The organism is Pseudoalteromonas sp. HF66, from assembly GCF_011806445.1.
Taxonomy (GTDB): domain Bacteria; phylum Pseudomonadota; class Gammaproteobacteria; order Enterobacterales; family Alteromonadaceae; genus Pseudoalteromonas; species Pseudoalteromonas apostichopi.
Genome location: NZ_JAATOU010000010.1, coordinates 121,563 through 141,954 on the forward strand (window position 1 = coordinate 121,563; position 20,392 = coordinate 141,954).

A 20,392-nucleotide genomic window follows, 5' to 3' on the forward strand; every position below is an offset into this window, starting at 1 on the left:
AATCAGTTTGTTGCAAGTTTTTAGGGGATTATATATATGAGCAGCCGTTCGCAATTAGCTAGTTGGCAAGCACTATCTGAAAGTGCCAAAAAGATGAAACAAATTCATCTTAAAGATTTATTTGCCAAAGATAGCACGCGTTTCGAGCAATTCTCTGCTCAGATCCCAGGTGTATTATTCGATTACTCGAAACAACAAATTAATAAAACTGTTTTTGAACAATTAATTGCTTTAGCGAAAGAGTGTGACATTAGCGCATGGCGAGACAAAATGTTCAGTGGTGAGAAAATTAACATTACTGAAGACCGTGCTGTACTTCATACTGCTTTACGTAACCGCGCTAACACTGCTGTAATGGTTGATGGCGAAAATGTAACGGACGCTGTTAACGCAGAGCTTGCTAAAATGAAAGCGTTTGTTAGCAAAGTGCGCAGTGGTGAGTGGTTAGGCTACACAGGTAAAGCTGTGAAAGATGTTGTTGCAATTGGTGTGGGTGGTTCAAACCTAGGTCCGCAAATGGCAACAGAAGCGCTTGCTGCTTATGCTGATGACACATTAAATGTTCACTATGTATCTAATGTTGATGGTGTTCAGATTGCATCTGTTTTACAAGGTTTAGACGTTGAAACAACATTATTTGTTATCTCATCTAAAACGTTTACGACCTCAGAAACTATGACTAACGCTAAATCGGCTGTTGAGTGGTTTCTACAAACAGCCCAAGCTCAAGAGCATATTGCTAAGCACTTTGTTGCTGTAAGCACCAATTTAGAAAAAACAGCGGCCTTTGGTATCGCTGATGAAAACGTATTCACAATGTGGGATTGGGTAGGCGGTCGCTTTTCTTTATGGAGTGCGATAGGATTACCAATCGCCTTGTACCTAGGCTTCGACGCGTTCGAAGAGATCCTAGAAGGTGCGTTTGAAATTGATGAGCATTTTAAAAATGCTGAATTTGAAAATAACGTACCATTGTTAATGGCGCTTTTAAGTGTATGGAACACTAGCTTTTTAGGTTATACCGCACAAGCAATTTTACCGTATGACCAAGCATTACACATGTTACCTGCGTATTTACAGCAAGGTGAAATGGAAAGTAACGGTAAGCATGTTACTTTTGCTGGTGAAACTGTTCCTTATACGACGGTTCCTATTATTTGGGGTATGACAGGTATCAATGGCCAACACGCATTTTACCAATGTCTGCACCAAGGTAATGTAATTGTGCCTGCTGACTTTATTGCTTCAATTGAGCCGCAAGTAAATGTTGGTAAGCACCATGATATTTTATTATCAAACTTCTTTGCACAAACCGAAGCGATGATGGCCGGTGTTGATGCAGAGCAAGTCACTGCTGATTTGACCGCAAAAGGTAAATCTGAAGCAGAAATTGCAGAATTATTGAATCACAAGATTCACCAAGGCAATCGCCCAACAACGTCAATGTTATTAGATAAAGTTGATGCGAAAACGGTAGGACGTTTAATTGCGCTTTATGAGCACAAAATTTTCTGCCAAGGCATTATTTTAGAAATCTGTTCATTTGACCAATGGGGTGTAGAGCTAGGTAAAGGACTTGCCTCGAAAATTGAAGCTGAACTATTTGATGACTCAGTTAGTTATCCACACGATAGCTCAACCAACGGACTGATCGCTTACTATAAGACACATCGTAAGCAGTAACAGATTCGCAGCAGCTGCTGCAAACAGAATACCTTTGAACGGGTAGCGCTGGAGTTCTTAGGGCCTGTATTTTTGTGAGAGGATTTACAGAGCCCCTAAGACTCATTTACTTCAGCCAACATAAGAATAATGAGTAAGCTACTTACAAACAAATTCAACAGGCTTTGTTAAAGGGATCATCTAACACAGCCAATCAACCAGATAACAACACGCACTGCCATACTGAATGAGTCGATTAACATGGCATTGCCAATGTAGAGAGTGATATATGTTAAATCCATTTGATATCGTAATTTTTGGGGGCGGCGGTGATCTTGCGCTACGCAAGTTACTTCCTGCAATGTATCGCGCTTATCAAGAGGGCAACCTTCCTCAAGGTTCTCGTATCCTGCCTACGGTACGCGAAGAAAGCAAACGTAAAGAATATATCGAAACAGCGCACAAAGCCTTACAGGACTTTTTAGGTAAAGGTGAATACAACGCAAAAGATTGGAAAGCTTTTTCTGCTTACCTTGTGCCAGTTGTATCAAATGTGACTGAAGCAGATGATGACTGGGATAAACTAAGAGATATCCTTAATGAACACGACGCTGATAAGTCTCGTGTTTTTTACCTTTCATTACCGCCTGCAGTATACGGTAGCTGTTGTGAAATCTTATCTAAGAAAGGCCTGATCACAGAAACATCACGTGTTGTTGTTGAAAAACCAATTGGTTACTGTGGTGAATCAGCTGAAGCCATTAATGCGAAAATTGCAGAGTACTTTAGTGAAGAACAAATTTTCCGCATTGACCACTATTTAGGTAAAGAAACTGTACAAAACCTAATGGCATTGCGTTTTTCAAACTCACTGTTTGAAAACCTGTGGGATGCTAAATCAATCGATAACATCCAAATCAGCCTATCGGAAACTGTTGGTTTAGAAAGCCGCGCTGGTTTCTACGATAAAGCGGGTGCATTACGTGATATGGTACAAAACCACTTGCTACAATTACTTTGCCTAGTAGCGATGGAATCACCAAACAAATTAAATGCTAACAGTATCCGCACTGAAAAACTGAAAGTACTTGAGTCGTTACGTCCGTTAGTGGCTGAAGATGTGGATGCGAACATTGTACGTGGTCAGTACGTGCCAGGTAACTTAGACGGTAAAATCGTCCCTGGTTATTTAGAAGAGCTAAACGAAGGCGCAAGTAAAACAGAAACTTTCGTTGCTATTCGTGCGCATATCGACAACTGGCGTTGGGCTGGCGTGCCTTTCTACCTACGTACTGGTAAACGTATGAAAAAGCGTTGTGCTGAAATCGTTGTTGAATACAAAAAAGTTTCACACAATGTTTATACAGACAATGTAGGTAATATTGAGCCAAATCGTCTTGTTATTCGCCTACAACCTGAAGAAACAATTCAATTAACACTGATGTCTAAGCGCCTTGATAATCTTGAGATGCAATTAGAACCAGTGACGATGAACATTGAGTTATCACAGGCATACAGTAATGGTTTCCATTCTGATGCTTATAAGCGCTTAATGTTAGATGCAGCTGCAAATAATCCATCACTGTTTATTCACCGTGATGAAGTTCGTCAGGCATGGAAGTGGATCGACCCAATCATTGAACGTTGGCAAGAAAAAGGTGCACCATCTTTATACCGTGCAGGTACATGGGGCCCAGAAGATGCTGATGAATTGTTAGAAGAAAACAACCATGTATGGTTTAACACAGGCGATAAGGCGTAATTAAGATGGCAACAATTGTTGAAAAATTCTTTGCAAACAAAGACGAATTAACAGCTGAGCTTTCTTCAAGCCTTGAGCAAAGCCTTGTTGCAGGTATTAAAGAAGATGGTCGCGCGGTACTGATGGTATCGGGTGGCTCATCGCCAGCACCTGCTTATAAACACTTATCAAACCTTGACCTTGACTGGGCAAACATTGATGTTGCTATGGTTGATGAGCGTTGGGTTGATGCTGATCATGAAAAAAGTAATGAAGCTTTTATCAAAAGCACGCTATTACAAAACCATGGCGCTGCAGCTAATTTTGTAACAATGAAAAATGACGCATTAACGGCACAAAACGGTGTAGCTGAATGTGAAGCTGCATACAAAGCATTAAAGCGTCCTTTTGATGTGACAATTTTAGGCATGGGTCCTGATGGTCATACGGCTTCTCTTTTCCCTCATGCTGAAGGTCTAGAACACGGCCTTGCGACAGATGATTTAGTATGTGCAATTAACGCTATTGAAAGTGATGTGACTGGTAAAATCACCGAGCGTATGACGTTAACTTTATCTGCTATCGCAGATTCTAAAGTAGTGAAGCTTTTAATTAGCGGTGAAGAAAAACTGGCTGTTTATAAGCAAGCGAAAGAGGGAGGGGCAGTTGCTGATATGCCTTTACGTGCAGTATTGAATCACCCACATATCAATATTGAAGTTTATTGGGCCCCTTAAAAGCAGATTAAACCTAACTTTAAAAGCGAGCTGTTATGCTCGCTTTTTTGTTTTTAAATAATCACTTTTTGTGATTCATTTGAATCAATACGCTTTCTTTAAATAACGCTATAAAGTGTTAGACAAGAACAAAAGGGCTCTATATAATTAAAAATGACAACGCTGTCATTGTTATTGATTTTTATTCTCAGCATTCCTTTAGCTCATTCTGCCCAGAAAAAGTTAAAAAAATTTGTCCATGACAGCATGCTTTTGGAAACAAGCAAGTTTATTAAGCTAATTTATTGTTAGTTAAAAGGTTTTATATAACTTTTAGTTATGGTTAATAATTGCTCAGTGGAAACTAAAGCTTACAAAAATAGATGTTATTTTTAGTTATTGTCAAAATCTCACTCCTCAGGTCTTTTCATCTGCGATAACAGTCATGCTATATTTGCGCCGTTTATTTGTAACAATTCTTAAAAACTCAATATTAAACATTAGTTATATCAATAACTTGATTATTTTGTTGTAAATTTTTTGCACAAATTAACCAAAAAGATGTAGCACAAATGTAATTTAGAGTGTATGGTTTGTTACTAGATGACAGCGTTGTCATCATCACTGGGCAGAAGTGATATAAAAAACCAACAAAATGATTCAAGGGGAATCCTGTGTTAGCTAAAAATTTTAAGAAAAGCTTATTAGCAGTTAATATCGGCCTCGTAATGAGTGCTGGGTTCACTGGTGCTGCATACGCAGCAGAAGAAACTAAAGTTCAAGAAGATGTTGAAGTAATTGAAGTCCGCGGTATTCGCCGTTCACTTGAAGCTTCAATGAATACTAAGCGCTTTGCTGACAGCGTTGTCGATGCTGTTTCTGCTGAAGATATTGGTAAGTTTCCTGATGGCGATGTAGGTGAAGCACTTGGTCGTATTTCAGGTGTTGCAGTTAATCGTCAATTCGGTCAAGGTCAACAAGTGTCGATTCGTGGTGCTTCAAGCCAATTAACACGCACACTTTTAAACGGTCAAACTGTTGCATCAACAGGTTGGTATGACCAACAATCAATCGACCGTAGTTTCAACTACACACTTTTACCACCTGAACTAGTTGGTGAAATCCAAGTTTATAAATCTTCTCAAGCTGACGTTGTAGAAGGTGGTGTTGGTGGTACGGTTATCGTTAACACTCGTAAGCCGCTTGATCTTGACGCTGGTACGACTTTCTTAAGTGTAAAAGGCGATTACGGCACAATCTCTGAAGAAACAGATCCTCAAGTTTCTGGTTTGTTTAGCTGGAAAAATGATGAGGAAACATTCGGTTTACTAGGTTCAGTATCTTGGGCAGAAACAAATTATCAACGTAACGGTATTGAGTCACTTATCGGCTGGGGTGATATTGTGCCTACTACGTTCCAACAAGAACGTGAGCGTACTGCACTAAATGCAACTTTCCAATATCGTCCTACAGAAAACCTAGAGTTAGGCTTAAACATTATGAGCCTTGAGTTAGATGCAAACAATGCAAACACCTCAAACTTCGTGATGTTCCCAGACGACAAAGAAGCTGCATGTGAGCAAACAAATGCATCAGGTACATGTACTTTCTACCGTCGTACTGGTGAAGGTGCAAACCCGGGTTGGACTCAAACTTGGGCACGTATTGCAAGCATGTCATCTGACACAGCTGATTTCAGCCTTAAATACGAAGGTGAAAATTTCACATTAAAAGGTCGTTTCGGTACAACTGAATCAGAAGGTGGTACAGACCTAACTGCAAACTACGGTAACTTCATTGGTGTTCCATCTGATTATGCTGGTACTTATGATGCAACTGGCGATGTGATAAAAATTGATATTAATAACAAGTACTTTGAACCATCAGACTTTGCAGGTCCATTATCTCCAGCTGGTTGGGCTCTGAAAAAACAACCTAACACAGATGAAGAAACTTATGCACAGGTTGATCTATCTTTCCCTGTAGACTTTGGTGCTATTACTGCAATCAAAACAGGTTTCCGTTGGGCAGACCACGAAGTAAAACAAGAAACTTACTCAACTACTTTAGTTGATACATTACCTAGTGGCGATGGTGAGACTTACTACTCAGGTACTATGTCATCAGGTGCTGGTTTCACTTTACCAGAGCCAGATTTTGACAAGATGGTAGCTGATGCACGTGCTGCAATTTCAAGCTTCGATAATGATTCAGCTGTATATCGTTCAGGTTACGGTACAATCGAAGAAGAAAACTTTGCAGTTTACGCAATGGCTGAATTCTCTGCAGAATCTATCCGCGGTAACTTCGGTTTACGTTATATCTCAACAGATGCAGAGTCAGATTACTACGGTTTTGCAAACGGTGAGTACGAGAGTTCACTTAGTACTGATAAAGCAAGCTACAACGAAGTATTACCTAGCATCAATATCGCATTTGATTTAGCTGAAGATGTTATTTTACGTACCTCTGCAGCACAAGTTATTGCACGTCCTAACTACACTGATATGTTCTCTGCATCATCTTTTGCAGGTTACGCTGATGGTACAGCAAATAATGAGGTACTAACTAAAGGTAACGTTGGTCTTAACCCATTCAAAGCAACTCAAGCTGATTTAGGTATTGAGTGGTACTTTGATGGTGATGGTATGGTAAGTGCAACTTACTTCTTCAAAGACATCACATCATTTGTTACCTCAAGCCAAATCTTAAATCAACAAATTGGTGTCGTGGACCCTGATACTCAAGGTGATAACTGGACTCTATCTACTAAGCTAAATGCAAGTGGTGGTCAAATCGAAGGTATCGAGCTACAAATTCAAGATGGCTTTGATAGTGGCTTTGGTTACTCAGCAAACTACACATTTGTTGATGCACCATCAGAAGCTGAAAACTACCCAGATATGATCCCATTATTCTCAGATTCGTCTAAGCATACTGTGAACCTTGTGGGTTACTATGAAACAGATACTTACTCAGCTCGTTTAGCTTATAACTGGCGTTCAGAGTACATGATCCGTGAGCTTCCAGGCTTCTACGGTAACCGTGAGCACCAATCATACGGTACACTTGATTTCAGTGCTAACTACAGCGTAACTGATAATATTGACGTAACGTTTGAAGCTGTTAACTTAACTGAAGAAGATAGCGTACAAATCGGTGTTGCTCCTTCAGATGCAGAAGTTGTTCCAGAGCTTCGTAACGGCTACCCAGCTTGGAGCTTTGAAGGTGAAGCACGCTACAAGCTAGGTGTATCACTACGTTTCTAATTTGATTTAGATAACGAAATTAAGAAAGCCCAGCTCGTACTGGGCTTTTTTGTGAGTAATACCAATCCGCAATAATACTTAGTTATTTTGAGGGATTAAACCTGTCGCTACCTGCGTTAAAAATTTCTCATTTAGAACAACTAAATAACGAAATTTTTGCCTTGTTATCAACGAGGTTTTATTGCCTCAAAAAAGACCATTTAATTAAGCGAATTGGTATAAAAAGTGGGCGAGTATAAATGATAAAAAAAATCGCAATTGTTGGTGGCGGGACCGCAGGTTGGTTAGCTGCTAACCATTTAGGTCATGCACTGTTACAAAGTGGCATTGAAATTACATTAATCGAGTCACCTAATATTGCCAGCATCGGGGTTGGTGAGGGTACAGTTCCTTCGATGCGTAACTCTTTACAAAAGTTTGGTATCAGTGAAAGTGACTTTATCAATGAATGTGATGTTACTTTTAAGCAGTCAATCAAGTTTGTAAATTGGCTAGATAAACACAAACATGGTGCTAACTTTTACCATCATTTATTTGATCACCCACATATTTTTGGTGAGCAGTTAACACAGCAGTGGCTTGCTGAAGGTAGCGGTAATGATTACGCTGAGTTTGTTTCTAAGCAGCATGCGTGCTGTGAAAATAATTTAGCACCAAAAACAATTGCGACTCCACAATATGCCGGTGTCAACGGTTATGCCTATCATTTTGATGCTAAAAAGTTTGCTGCATTCTTAGGAAGTCATGCCACGCAACATTTTGCTGTTAAACACCTGTTTGCAGAAATTAAAGATGTCACCTGTGATGAGCATGGCTTCATTACACACCTAATCGACTCAGAAGGTACTGCCTTGCAGTTTGACTTTATTATCGATTGCTCTGGTTTTTCGGCTGCCTTTATAGGACAAAAGCTGGGAGTTGGTTTTGTTGATAAATCAGATAGCTTATTAACTGATACTGCAATCACATTGCAAGTGCCTACACAAGGCGATGATGAAATACCGCCCTACACAATTGCAACGGCACATCAAGCAGGGTGGATTTGGGATATTGCGCTTACAGAGCGAAGGGGAGTGGGTTTTGTTTATTCATCTAAGTATATGAGCGACGAACAAGCTCATGAAAAGTTACATCGTTACTTAGGTAACAAATTTGAGCACTTAACGCCAAGAAAGATCCCGATGAAAGTAGGGCACAGAGAAAAAATGTGGCACAAAAACTGTGTCGCCGTAGGGTTGTCGCAAGGGTTTGTTGAGCCACTTGAAGCCACAGCCATTTTAATTGCAGATTTTTCTGCGGGGTTATTAGCCAAACGCTTTCCTCGTACCCGAGATGATATTAACTTAGTTGCTGATGATTACAATCAGCATGTTAATTATGTATGGCAACAAACCTTTGATTTTATAAAAATGCATTACTGTATTTCGGATAGAACTGACTCGGCCTTTTGGCGTGATAACAAAAAAACCGACCAGTTATCAGAAAAACTAAAAAGTAACCTAGCACGCTGGCAGCGCTTTACACCGGTACGAGAAGACTTTGCCAGTAAGTTCGATTTATTTGACTTAGAAAACTACTTATATGTACTGTTTGGTATGCATTATGTACCGGCAAGGCAGCAAACCAAGCAGAGCGACAATCAACAAGTTGCTGAATTTAAACAGCAACGCATAAAGCAGTTATTGAATGAGCTACCTGAGCACAGGGAGCTGTTAGATAAAATAAAGAAATTTGGCTTACAGAAGTACTAAATTTCACTTAGATGATCTGGCTATCAAAGCTAGCCAGTTCATTCTATTCTAAAAAAAGAAGAGACAGATAATCGGCTGTTGTTTATGTCATTACTATACTTTTTGGTATTAAAAAGAGCTGCGCTATGCAGTAAGTTACTCTTATAAATTACTAGTCTATTCACTTTGGCTTCTATATTAATCACTTTTTCAAAAAGCTCTGTTGTTTCATTTAAGTAACCTTGATGAGTTGCGCTGTGTTTTTCTGTATCAGCAATCATTTGATGCACACTATTTTGATTATCGGCTGTCACTTTAATAATGTTATCGGGTAAGTATTTGTATATCCCTGTGCCACCCCATTCTTTTGGAGACAAATAATGCACAGCTGCAAATGTTTTATCATCGGTTGAATCAATATGTGGCATACGCTGCAACGTATTTAATTCATTTGCATTTTGAGTAACTAGTGAAAGTTTGCAGCGATGGAGATATAAATTGTTTTTACCACTTGTAATAGTTCCATGCTCTAAAAGCTCGCTAATTAACTGCTCAAAAGCACGATAATAGGGGGCTGGCATTTCATCACGCTTGCCTGGGTAGAGTGTTCCATCACTACCAAGAGGCTGAAAGTACGCAGTATTTGCGGCAAAGTGATAAACTGGCTCTAGGTATTTTAAAAAGTCATCAATAATGAACACTGCTTCATTAATTTCAGTAATGAATACACTGCTTACTTTATAGTCTTTATTTAATTGATAGCCTTCCATTGTTTGCCTCACTCATTCCATAATTATTGAATATACTAACAAAAATAGTGGCTTATGAGTGATAATATTTGCATGGTTATAGTTTGTTTTTTCGCCGTTTAAGGTTAATTGATAAGGTAGCTAAATTTGTTAATTTATAATGTACAAACTGCCACAAAATTTTCACTTCCTTTTTGTTGCCAAAACCTATAGGCTTTGGGCACTAACAGCAAAAACATATATAAAATTAATGGAGCAGTATCATGGCGGAGCAACAAGTACAGCCTTTACATAACGAAAAACATGCCAACATTAAAGTTCAAAATGGCATCAACATTGAGTTCATGAAAACTCAGCACTTAGTACCTGTGGTTGCACACGAATTTGCACGCATGGCAAATGAATTCCCAATGGCATTTGTTAAAAACAACGAATCAGGCCAATTCCAAGCAGTTGCTTTATTTGGTCTAGAGCCAGGCGAAAACCTTTTCATTCAAGATGATAAATGGACAGCTGCATTTGCACCTATGTCTATGACTCGTTACCCTCTTGGTCTTGTTAAGCACCCAGAAGCTGATCAGTTTGGTATTGTAATCGACGAAGCAAGCCCGCTTGTAAGCGAAGAAACGGGTAACGCACTTTTCGAAAACGGTGAAGAAACTGAATACCTTAAGCGTCGTAAAGAAGCACTTGTTTCTTTCATTGAGTTTTCTCAGGTAACTGAAGCATTCACTAAATACCTTGCAGATAAAGAACTACTTGTTGCACAAACGCTAACTGTAGAAATCAAAGGTGAGAAAAAAGACATCAACGGTATTTACCTTGTTGATGAGAAAAAACTTAACTCACTAAGCGATGAAGAGTTCTTAGATCTTCGTAAACGTGGCTATTTAGCACCTATCTACTCTTTCTTAACGTCTACTCACCAAGTAGCTCGTTTAGCACGTTTAAAAGCAGCAAAAGCTTAATTTTAAACTGCTAAAGAAAAAGCGCCATTAGGCGCTTTTTTTGTTTCTTTCATCGGTTAATGCTTGAAAAGCAGCGCCGAATTATTCACATTGGGCTTACAACTAAAAGAAATATAAGTGCCCCTATGCTAAAAACATTACTCACCTCAGCCATTGCGCTTAGCGCATTATCATTAAGTACCTTAAGTCACAGTGCCGAGCAGCCCTTTGCTATTGCCATTCATGGTGGTGCAGGGACGATTGAAAAGAGCCGCTTTACTCCAGAGCAAGAAAAAGCTTATCGCGCAAAATTAAAAGAAGCAGTAGAAACAGGCTATACCGTGCTTGAAAAAGGCGGCGAGAGCCTAGATGCCATCACCGCGGCAATTAATGTACTTGAGAACTCTCCGTATTTTAACGCCGGTCGCGGTGCTGTATATACCTATGATGGTGCCCATGAGCTTGATGCATCAATTATGGATGGCCGTACGCGCCAAGCAGGTGCTGTTGCTGGGGTTAAACATATTGAAAACCCCATCAATCTTGCTCGCCTAGTGATGGAAAAATCAGTGCATGTCATGCTCAGTGGTCAAGGTGCAGAAGAGTTTGCAAAAACGCAAGGTATGCCGCTGGTTGAAAACAACCTATTCGATACAGAAAATCGCTACAAAGCGTTATTAAAAGCGAAAGAAAAACTCGATAAACAAAAAGTAACGAGCAAAGATTACCAAGCAGCACACAAAGCGCTACCAGTTAATTATAAAATGGGTACGGTAGGTGCGGTTGCACTTGATAAAAACGGCAATATTGCTGCAGGTACTTCAACCGGTGGTATGACGGCAAAACGCTTTGGCAGAGTAGGCGACGCACCAGTAATTGGTGCAGGTACCTTTGCTGAGAACGAATCATGTGCAGTATCTGCAACCGGCCATGGTGAGTATTTCATTCGTTACAATGTGGCAGCAGACATTTGTGCTCGCGTAAAATACCAAGGTAAAACTATTGTTGAAGCAGGTAACGAAGTGATCCATGATGTTTTAATGCCAGTGGGCGGTACTGGTGGAGTGATCATCATTGATACCAAAGGTAATATTAGTTTGCCGTTTAACACTGCCGGAATGTATCGTGCGAGTAAATCAAATACATCACCAACTTATGTGGGTATTTTTAAAGGCGAATAATGGCATTCAGTAGGTGCCAGACATAAAAAACCGAGTTTGTAACTCGGTTTTTTATTGCTAATAAGGATTTATTGGCGATTAATCTTCACTTTGAATGGTGTTTCGTCTTGATTCGTTGAGCGATAAGGATTGATATCTAAACCGCCTCGGCGTGTATAGCGGGCATATACTTCAAGCTCTTCGAGATTTAGCTGTTGCATTAAATCACAGTAAATACGCTCTACGCATTGCTCATGAAATTCGTTATGAGTACGAAACGAAATCAAATATTTTAATAAGGCTTCATGGCAAATTGCTTGGCCTTTATAACGAATGATCACACTAGCCCAATCTGGCTGTGAGGTGATCAAACAGTTCGATTTTAGTAAATGGCTGTGTAGTGTTTCTGAGACAATGTCATCACCATGGTGGCGAAGTGAGCTTGCATCAATATCATAGCTCGTAATTTCGATATCAAGGTCATCGATACATTCTCCCGGTAACGCTGTAAATGGTAAACAGTTGAAATCGTCTGCTTGGTATAAATTAACCGTAACAGGCGCATTCACGGCCTCTGACAAGTCTTTACTAAGCGCGTGGTGTACATCTTCAATAGCTGCAAAACGTGTCTGATTAAAACTATTCAGATATAGCTTGAATGATTTTGACTCAATGATGTGACTGCTTTGGCAAGGAAATACAAATATTGCCACAGCGACCATAGGCTTACCCTTGCTATTTAGCCACGATAATTCATAGCCAGTCCAAATATCTTGACCTTTAAATGGTAAGTTATCTTCGCTAACCCCTAATGCATCACGGTTTAGTTTGCGGGCAATAGGAAACAATAAGCTTGGTGTATAGGTATCAACGTACTCTGTGCTTTTACCAAGAACACTGTTTTTCAGTTCGGGTGAGTTGCTGTAATCTGTCATCTTTACACTTTTGTAGTTACAATGGAGGCATTATACCTAAAGCCAATGAGTTTCGCAGTATGTCTGTTTCTACAAAATTAGATAAGTTACATCAAGCATTTAGTGAAAAATGCCTAGAACGCACAGGAAAGCTTCCTGTTATTGAACATGATAAAGCATGGCCAAGTCCATGTGAGCAGGGCGAGGTTGATGAGCAGGGTCTTATTCAGTGGTGTGCAGTCCCACAGCAACCTGCCGGAAGTTTAGATGACTTAGCCAAAGCGCTTGAGTTATCTTTTCCTGATGACTTAAACCCATTGTTTGGTCATTTATATGCGGGTAATTTGTTATTGAGTGTTGATGATCATCACATTGAACTGCTCCAAGCATGGAATGAAGATGATTTTAGCCGCTTACAGCAAAATATTACCGGTCACGTGCTGATGAAGCGTAAGTTAAAGCAACCAGAAACGGTGTTTATTGGCCTGACAGAACAAGATGATTTACTTATTACTGTGCTAGTAGAAAGCGGTGAGGTTTGCTTAGAATACGTAGGTAAGAAACCACATCATGTGTTAGCAAATAGCATTAGTGAATTTTTAGATAAAGTAACGTTTTAACTGTTTGGTTAAAAAGGGGCTATTGCCCCTTTTTTGTGTTTGAAAGCAAGTTATTGAAAATCCCACGATATATTAGAAACAATACCGCAAGGCTCACAACAAAAATCAAATAAACCAAACCAAGGTTCAGATAATTTCCAGTCGCCATCACAGCTTGGGCAGCGACGTTTTAGCTCTGACTCTTTATCCACTCCGCCAACACGATATAAATAATAATAAACCGGCTTCTTTGTTAAGTAACTAATACGCTTAGTGATATCGCGACCACGGCGATATAAGTCACTGTTGATGCTAGTCAGCTCTTCAAGAGCAGGAAATTCACAACGGGTAGCACCATTAATCTGAATTTGATCGCATGCTTGCCAGTCTTCTTGCCATTTTATCAGTGTTTTGTAATCGCCATTGGCAATCGCCGGAATACGAAATAACGGTACGGGTAAAAAGTCATCACCGCAATAAAGAGGGCTGCAGGTGTGAACATAAGTGGTATATAAAATATAGCATGAGGGGTCATTACACATGTCTGCGCCATTTGAGTGAATGTCTTGGCCGACCACTTTAACTTTTGGTGCTAGTAATCCTGCAGTGTTTAATTGCTCAATACTGTGCTTTACAAACGGGCTATGATTAAGTGGATGCATTGCATCTTCGGTTGGGCACATCACTCGGGTAATAAAAAATCCATCCTTTAAAACGGTTGGAAATTCGTCACCAATAATTTGGCCGTTAAAACGAAGTGCATTGACCAGGCGATTTATCGCCTGCTCAGCAAGTTCTAAGGTAGTATCTTGGTAGCAATCAAAAGTCAGATCGACAACAAACATTATTTCTTCTCAAGCAGTGCTAATAACCTATCCAATTTAGCTTCAATACGATCCAATTGACTTTCTTTTGGTGTAATTAGTTGTTCATTCGACGGGTTATTTATGAAATTATTAATTGAATCCGGGTTGTTTTTATATTGGCTAACAGCTGCGATGATCACAGGCATCGGCATTGGTTGAGTTAGCTTACTTTTGGTTAAGGCAACTGTCGGGGTTTTACCTTCATCAAGAAGGGTTTTAATTGCATCAAATACAACGGCATTCATTTTTGTGTTAACTCTTTAATAAAGACTAAAAAGCACCGCAGTATATGGGCTGCAGTGCGCGCGTATGGTAGCAATAATAGATGTGGAGTGAAATTACTTTCCTTATTTACGAGCTAAAAATTGTAATTCGAGCTCGTAAATAAGTTAGCTGAAGTTACTGGCGTAACCTTGCATCTAATTCATCAATCACTTCACTCCAAGCACCATCTTCAGCAAGTGATTCTGCTAAAAAGTGTTGCTGAGCTTCATCCCAAAAAGGTGCCTCCTGCAATAGGGTCGTATCAGACAGTTGATGTGATGCTATAAAAGCATCTATTTCACTTTCTTTGCTTGGCAAACCAAGTTGTGCAAATAGTGTCGAAATGTCATGTTTTGTCGTATCCATAGTTCTGCTCCTTGTGTATGGCGATAATTATTACTGCTTGAACTTAATGATGATGAACAGCAGTTTAACTTACGCTGAATTTGTCTTTAATCGCAGTAGGGTATATACCTTATAGTCTAGTACTAAAATAATAAAACAAATAAAAGGATGAGTATTTTGACAGTTGCTGAACCCGAAACCTTAAGTGTGCAATACCTAAGTGCTGAAGATATTAGCACTGCTGCAAGCCTTATTTATCAGGCTTATCATGATGACCCTGTTCTTCAGAATGTACTAGGTTTTCAAAAAGATAGCCCAAGTAAATATGAAACTAAATTACGTGCTTTGGTGCGTGAAGAGCTGGCAAGTTTTTGGCAAGAAAAACAGCCATTAATAGGCCTTTACTCGCAAAGTAGATTAAAAGCGATTGCTTGTGTATTTGATTCTGCAAGTGAACTACAAGCTGAACGATATTGGCATTGGCGCTTAAAGTTGATGCTCAGTGCAGGCTATTTACAGACAAATCAGCTTATAGAAAAAGAGCGCACTATCCGTGAAGCTCTTTCGAGCAAAGGTCATTATTTGTTTTTAGCCTTCATTGCCGTTGACCCACACTTTCAGGGACAAGGCTTAGGGCGCTATTTGCTTCGTGGTCTTAATGATTTAGTTGAATCAAGCAATCAAGCAAGCGGGTTAGCAGTATTTGTTACCCGCCCTGAGCAACGTGAATTTTTTAGCTCTGAAGGGTTTGACGTATTCAAGGGTCTTAGTTTTAATCAAGTCGAAGGAGATTTGATGTTTAAAGCTGCAAATTGATGAAAGGACGTTTTGGAAATAGCAATGTGAGATAAGTCTTACATTGCTGTGCGCATTGTCAGTTTAATGCTGTTATTTTTGTACCTAAAATCGTTCATCTTAGTGATTTTAAAGGGTTTATTGTTTTTGTCTTTTTTGTGACATGGAAAAAATTACTTTTTATGCCTATCAAGAATTCCTCGTTTCTCTAAACTTAACAATGTCAGTAAGACACAGGTTCAATGATTGAACTGATGCCAAGGATTAGGATTATGGCAACAAAGCAAGATGCTTAGCAGGAAGCAAAGGGACAAGAGCTAGGGAAGCAAGGAAGAACGAGGACACTGCCAGGATGCAGTACAATCGCGGATCGATTGAAAAGGACTGACCAAAGGATGAATTTAGCAGGAAGCTAAAAGGAGCGTTTGGAAAACGAAGTGGATAGCCATTGACGGCAAGAGGACGGCACTAGGATGTGTTAAATGTTACATGAAGTAGCATGGTGGGTGTATCGGATGTATACCCGTTCAGGGGAAAGATAAAAAGGCAGCTTCGGCGTAAGTAAGGATACTTAATCATGGAAGTAGCAAGATTGGGGCGTGGCTAATAGCTACGCCTTAGTTCTTTATAGGGTTTGCATTTTTCGCAGTAATAGTTAATTTGTAAAACTCGCAACTCGCAACTCGCAACTCGCAACTCGCAACTCGCAACTCGCAACTCGCAACTCGCAACTCGCAACTCGCAACTCACAACTCACAACTCGCAAGTTAAATCTTATGGGGCGGTATTACTACACTTTTAAGCAGTTCATTTTCCATGAACAAAACACCTTGATACACGCTTTGTCCATCACTTGAAAACTCAAAAATAAACTCGCTTTTAATGCCTGGTTTACCGCTTTTTAAAATGCCAATTCTGCGTTTGTTACAAGCAACACTCATCAATTGCACATTCAATTGCTCAATTTGTCTCTGCGCATGAAGGTTAGCAGCTTCGGCTACTTTTCTGTTTAACCAAAAAAAATAGATGATGCTGCCAATGATGATGAGTGTCCACAAACCTGCCATTTACGAAAATAACCTTCCAATTGCTCGAGCGAGTGTTTCGCTACGATTTTCTTGTCTTAATAAACCAAGTAGGTGAGGGCGAATACTAGGAATTGCAACTAAATCGGTGAAAATACTCACAAACAGCTGCTCAATCTCAGTATGGTGCGCACAGCAATCCATAAACACATGTAAGCGGTCAGGGTCTTCTAGCGTGCTAAAACAACGCCCTGCAATCGTTAATAGTACATCAGAGTGGCTGTTCATATCCGAGCGTAATACAGCATCAACAAGTTGTGCAGTTAAACCTTGCGCCGGTGTTTTTGATAAACTTCTAAGAGCTGCGACAAGGGCGATGTCGTCTTTATGTTCTATGGCATTTAAACCATAGGCTAACAATTGCTCTGCAAACACGGGTTCGATTGCAACATGTTCAAGCATGGCACTAAGCGGCTGTAATACTTCTACAGGTAATTGCCCCCAAGCTGCTTGTAGGTTCGCTAAGTTGTTGTCGTTATCTAAACGCATTGCAAAATCAGCAATACCTTGTACTGCAACACTTTGCCAATTATCAAAACCAAGCTTGCCTGAAAAATAAAGCTGAGCATATTCGTAATACTGTGAGGCACTATGTTTAAGTAAACATTTAACCTGCGCATTAAATGCTGCTAGCTTGTTCGCGTTTGGCGTAAATACATACGGATTGTTATCTAGTTTGCCTTCGGCATTTTCACTGGTAATTTCAGTGCCGAGTGCTTCAATTACCATATTCGCGAAGTGGTCGCGGCTTGCGCTTACTAGGCGGCTTTGCTCATCTAGTGGGAATTTTAAAAACCATACATAAGGTTCTTTAGACGCTTTTACATCCCAAAATTGAATAGCAAGCCAAGCATGACCAGCAAGCGGGTATGGGTAAGGGATTTTTGTCTCTTCAATGGCAAGAAATTGTTTTTTGTCTAATTTAGTGATGTGTCTGCCAATATCGAAGGCACGCCAAGTGGTACCTGCTGCATCCAGAAGTTGCCCTAAAGTGGCGATCTGCTCAGTCATAAAATCTCAATTACCGTTATTAATCTATATCAGTCGTGAATTATACGCCATACCATGGCGCCTTGGAACAGGGTATACTAGGGTCTGTTTACCTTCCCTAAGTAAAAAGGTATTAAGAGTTTTACAATGCATCAACAGACTTTGGCGCTGCTGCGCGAATTAGAATCCACATTACAACGCCATTCATTTTGGCAAACAACAGCCATTGACCCAAGTGCGCTCAATTCAAGTGTACCGTTTTGCCACGACACTATGGCCTTTGAGCAATGGCTGCAATTTGTTTTTCTTGAAAAAATGCATACCTTAATTGCACATGCTCAGCCTTTACCCCGTAATTTTGCAATTGCACCTATGGCTGAAATGATGCTGGCACAACACAGTGGCGGAAATGATGTGATTACCGTTTTACAAAAACTCGATCAACTTTTAAGTGATAACTAACATGCAAGAGATTGTTAAGCCACAATTTGACGAGTTAACGATTTTGTACCGCGATGAAAATTACATTGCGATTGATAAACCGTCAGGTTTATTGGTTCACCGTTCGTTTTTAGATAAACACGAAACCCAATTTGCTATGCAAATGCTGCGTGACCAAATTGGTCAACACGTGTTTCCTGTACATCGTTTAGATAGACCAACGTCCGGCGTATTGCTGTTTGCGTTAAGTTCAGAAGCAGCCCGTGACATGAACCAGTTATTTATTGATGGGCAAATTGAAAAACGTTACTTAGCTTTAGTCAGAGGCTTTTTAAACGAATCAATCTTCTTAGATAAACCTTTAAAAGAAGAGCTTGATAAAATTGCCGATAAGTTTGCTGATCAAGATAAAGCACCGCAAGAAGCACAAACGCAATTTCATTGCCTGCACCAAGCAAGCTTACCTATTCCAATAGGTAAGTACCCAACAGTTCGTTACTCGCTGGTGGAGTGTTTTCCAAAAACTGGTCGCAAGCATCAAATTCGTCGTCATTTAAAGCATTTATCATTGCCAATTATTGGTGATGTAAATCATGGTGATAATCAGCATAATCAATTTTTTAGAGAACATTTTCAGCTTCGTCGTTTAATGTTATTTGCCTCTGAATTAAAGTTTGTGCACCCTTATAGCAAGCAACCAATAACAATTAAAGCGCCATTAGGCGATGCAATGTTAACGATTTGCCAGCAACTTGGCTGGCCAACAGAAGAAAAGGATTATTATGGCAACCATTAGTATTTTTGTCGGCAGTGTTTACGGCGGTGCCGAGCGCTTAAGCGAACAAGTTATTGAAGTCATTGAAAAGTCAGAGCATCAAGCGCAATTAGTTGAAAATGGCACGGTTGATGACATGCTGGCAGCGTCACATATTTTAGTGATCACATCAACGACGGGTCAGGGGGATATTCCTGATAACTTAGTCGCTTTATACAGCCAACTGAATGATCAATTCCCTATGTTAACAGGCAAGCAATACGGCATTATTGCTATGGGTGACCGTAGCTATGGCGATACGTTTTGTGGCGCAGGTCGCAGTTTTGATGAGCTGTTTCGTGATTTACAGGCAAAACCTGTTGGTCATCGTTTAGAAATTGATGCCTGTGAAGATTTTGAGCCTTGGCCTGTTACTGAGCCATGGTTAAATGAATGGCTGACAAAAATTAGCTAGTGTCTCTTAAAAGTGCTGATTGAATAAGCAATTGGCACTTTCCCCTTGGTTTTTCGAGTACAGAATCTGTGACCTTGGTGATATACTAGACCATCATTTTATGAGGCTGTTATGATTTCAAAAAACCAACTGAAACTAATTCGTGCATTAGGTCAAAAGAAATACCGAAAGCAATATAACCAGTACCTTGTTCAAGGCGAAAAAAATGTACTTGAATTACTAAACAGTGGTTTAAGTGTTGCCCATATTTTTGCGACCCCTGCATTTATTTCTGCGCACCAATCTGCGCTTGCAGCCCATCAAGTCATTGAAGCAGACGAAGACAGCCTAACTAAAGCCAGTACGCTCGTTAGTAACAACGCCGCAATTGCTGTTGTTGATATGCCAAGTCAGCAATCGTTACCAAAATCGGGATTAATTTTAGCCCTTGATGGTGTGTCGGATCCGGGTAATTTGGGCACGATTATTCGTGTTGCTGATTGGTATGGTATTAAGCATATTGTTACAAGCGCAGACAGTGCGGATGCTTATAACCCGAAAACTATTAGCGCAACCATGGGTTCATTTGCTCGCGTGTGTGTCTCGCAAACTGACTTAAGCAATTACTTGTCTAGTTTAAACCTTCCTGTGTATGGTGCATTTTTAGAAGGTGAGAACATCCACAAAACCGCTCTAAAGCAAGATGCCGTATTACTAATGGGCAGTGAATCTCATGGTATACGTACTGATTGCGAAAGCTTAGTTACTGATAAAGTAACTATTCCGGCATATGGCCAAGCAGAATCGCTCAATGTAGCTATGGCAACAGGTATTATTTTAGATAATTTTAAGCGCCACGCTTAACCTTTTACCCTAAAATGGGTTAAATTGAAGAATAACAATAAAAATCG

General features: G+C 39.9%; 20 protein-coding genes. 13 read left to right on the top strand and 7 right to left on the bottom strand.

All coding sequences use genetic code 11. The features are described 5' to 3' along the window. Positions 1 to 36 precede the first annotated feature (36 nt). The 5 genes from pgi to HCZ11_RS11845 all read left to right on the top strand — a co-directional run bounded on the left by pgi (position 37) and on the right by HCZ11_RS11845 (position 9,139). On the top strand, positions 37 to 1,683 hold the full coding sequence (gene pgi, locus HCZ11_RS11825; RefSeq protein ID WP_167658493.1) for a glucose-6-phosphate isomerase: 1,647 nt from the start codon (positions 37 to 39) through the stop codon (positions 1,681 to 1,683). A 268-nt stretch (positions 1,684 to 1,951) separates the two neighbouring features. Further along, positions 1,952 to 3,424 carry a glucose-6-phosphate dehydrogenase gene (zwf, locus tag HCZ11_RS11830; RefSeq protein ID WP_130051885.1) on the top strand — a complete coding sequence of 491 codons (1,473 nt, stop codon included), beginning with the start codon at positions 1,952 to 1,954 and terminating at the stop codon, positions 3,422 to 3,424. Positions 3,425 to 3,429: 5 nt separating this feature from the next. After that, positions 3,430 to 4,140 carry a 6-phosphogluconolactonase gene (gene pgl, locus HCZ11_RS11835; protein ID WP_130051884.1) on the top strand — a complete coding sequence of 237 codons (711 nt, stop codon included), beginning with the start codon at positions 3,430 to 3,432 and terminating at the stop codon, positions 4,138 to 4,140. A 653-nt stretch (positions 4,141 to 4,793) separates the two neighbouring features. After that, entirely contained in the window at positions 4,794 to 7,388 is a 2,595-nt protein-coding gene (locus HCZ11_RS11840) for a TonB-dependent receptor (RefSeq protein ID WP_167658494.1), read from the top strand. A 239-nt stretch (positions 7,389 to 7,627) separates the two neighbouring features. Next, complete coding sequence (locus tag HCZ11_RS11845) at positions 7,628 to 9,139, top strand: tryptophan halogenase family protein (RefSeq protein WP_167658495.1); 1,512 nt, start codon at positions 7,628 to 7,630, stop codon at positions 9,137 to 9,139. A 38-nt stretch (positions 9,140 to 9,177) separates the two neighbouring features. Here the strand turns inward: HCZ11_RS11845 and HCZ11_RS11850 are convergent, their stop codons facing one another. Then, on the bottom strand, positions 9,178 to 9,888 hold the full coding sequence (locus tag HCZ11_RS11850; RefSeq protein WP_130051882.1) for a DUF6445 family protein: 711 nt from the start codon (positions 9,886 to 9,888) through the stop codon (positions 9,178 to 9,180). 242 nt (positions 9,889 to 10,130) lie between these two features. Between HCZ11_RS11850 and HCZ11_RS11855 the strand changes: the two genes are divergently transcribed. Next, a complete protein-coding gene (locus HCZ11_RS11855) occupies positions 10,131 to 10,835 on the top strand; it encodes a SapC family protein (RefSeq protein WP_130051881.1) in 705 nt (234 codons plus the stop codon). A 125-nt stretch (positions 10,836 to 10,960) separates the two neighbouring features. Continuing rightward, positions 10,961 to 11,995: an isoaspartyl peptidase/L-asparaginase family protein gene (locus HCZ11_RS11860; RefSeq protein WP_130051880.1), complete on the top strand. Its 1,035-nt coding sequence runs from the start codon at positions 10,961 to 10,963 to the stop codon at positions 11,993 to 11,995. 68 nt (positions 11,996 to 12,063) lie between these two features. On the opposite strand, the gene queF is transcribed toward HCZ11_RS11860, so the two are convergent. Further along, complete coding sequence (gene queF, locus HCZ11_RS11865; protein ID WP_130051879.1) at positions 12,064 to 12,909, bottom strand: NADPH-dependent 7-cyano-7-deazaguanine reductase QueF; 846 nt, start codon at positions 12,907 to 12,909, stop codon at positions 12,064 to 12,066. A 59-nt stretch (positions 12,910 to 12,968) separates the two neighbouring features. Here queF and syd point away from each other — a divergent pair, with 59 nt between their 5' ends. Continuing rightward, positions 12,969 to 13,508, top strand: coding sequence for a SecY-interacting protein (gene syd / locus HCZ11_RS11870; protein ID WP_167658496.1), 540 nt, complete (start codon positions 12,969 to 12,971; stop codon positions 13,506 to 13,508). Positions 13,509 to 13,558: 50 nt separating this feature from the next. Here the strand turns inward: syd and HCZ11_RS11875 are convergent, their stop codons facing one another. The 3 genes from HCZ11_RS11875 to HCZ11_RS11885 all read right to left on the bottom strand — a co-directional run bounded on the left by HCZ11_RS11875 (position 13,559) and on the right by HCZ11_RS11885 (position 14,983). After that, a complete protein-coding gene (locus HCZ11_RS11875) occupies positions 13,559 to 14,332 on the bottom strand; it encodes a Zn-ribbon-containing protein (RefSeq protein WP_130051877.1) in 774 nt (257 codons plus the stop codon). Beyond that, entirely contained in the window at positions 14,332 to 14,598 is a 267-nt protein-coding gene (locus tag HCZ11_RS11880; RefSeq protein ID WP_130051876.1) for a hypothetical protein, read from the bottom strand. The genes HCZ11_RS11875 and HCZ11_RS11880 overlap by 1 nt, the downstream gene beginning before the upstream one ends. A 154-nt stretch (positions 14,599 to 14,752) precedes the next feature. Continuing rightward, complete coding sequence (locus tag HCZ11_RS11885; RefSeq protein WP_036969581.1) at positions 14,753 to 14,983, bottom strand: DUF2789 domain-containing protein; 231 nt, start codon at positions 14,981 to 14,983, stop codon at positions 14,753 to 14,755. A 147-nt stretch (positions 14,984 to 15,130) separates the two neighbouring features. Between HCZ11_RS11885 and HCZ11_RS11890 the strand changes: the two genes are divergently transcribed. Continuing rightward, positions 15,131 to 15,778 carry a GNAT family N-acetyltransferase gene (locus HCZ11_RS11890; protein WP_167658497.1) on the top strand — a complete coding sequence of 216 codons (648 nt, stop codon included), beginning with the start codon at positions 15,131 to 15,133 and terminating at the stop codon, positions 15,776 to 15,778. A gap of 746 nt (positions 15,779 to 16,524) precedes the next feature. On the opposite strand, the gene HCZ11_RS11895 is transcribed toward HCZ11_RS11890, so the two are convergent. Both HCZ11_RS11895 and HCZ11_RS11900 read right to left on the bottom strand, forming a co-directional pair. Then, positions 16,525 to 16,824 (bottom strand): DUF3301 domain-containing protein, encoded by a 300-nt coding sequence (locus tag HCZ11_RS11895; protein ID WP_167658498.1) that lies wholly within the window; start codon positions 16,822 to 16,824, stop codon positions 16,525 to 16,527. Beyond that, positions 16,825 to 17,853 (bottom strand): DUF3549 family protein, encoded by a 1,029-nt coding sequence (locus HCZ11_RS11900; protein WP_167658499.1) that lies wholly within the window; start codon positions 17,851 to 17,853, stop codon positions 16,825 to 16,827. A 126-nt stretch (positions 17,854 to 17,979) separates the two neighbouring features. Here HCZ11_RS11900 and HCZ11_RS11905 point away from each other — a divergent pair, with 126 nt between their 5' ends. The 4 genes from HCZ11_RS11905 (at position 17,980) to HCZ11_RS11920 (ending at position 20,345) form a co-directional block, all read left to right on the top strand. After that, positions 17,980 to 18,294, top strand: a complete 315-nt coding sequence (locus HCZ11_RS11905; protein ID WP_130051872.1) for a YqcC family protein — start codon at positions 17,980 to 17,982, stop codon at positions 18,292 to 18,294. A 1-nt stretch (position 18,295) separates the two neighbouring features. Further along, entirely contained in the window at positions 18,296 to 19,069 is a 774-nt protein-coding gene (gene truC / locus HCZ11_RS11910; RefSeq protein ID WP_130051871.1) for a tRNA pseudouridine(65) synthase TruC, read from the top strand. Beyond that, positions 19,056 to 19,502 (top strand): flavodoxin, encoded by a 447-nt coding sequence (locus HCZ11_RS11915; RefSeq protein ID WP_130051870.1) that lies wholly within the window; start codon positions 19,056 to 19,058, stop codon positions 19,500 to 19,502. Before truC ends, HCZ11_RS11915 begins: the two co-directional genes overlap by 14 nt. Positions 19,503 to 19,613: 111 nt before the next feature. Beyond that, positions 19,614 to 20,345, top strand: a complete 732-nt coding sequence (locus HCZ11_RS11920; RefSeq protein ID WP_167658500.1) for an RNA methyltransferase — start codon at positions 19,614 to 19,616, stop codon at positions 20,343 to 20,345. The last annotated feature ends 47 nt before the right edge of the window (positions 20,346 to 20,392 follow it).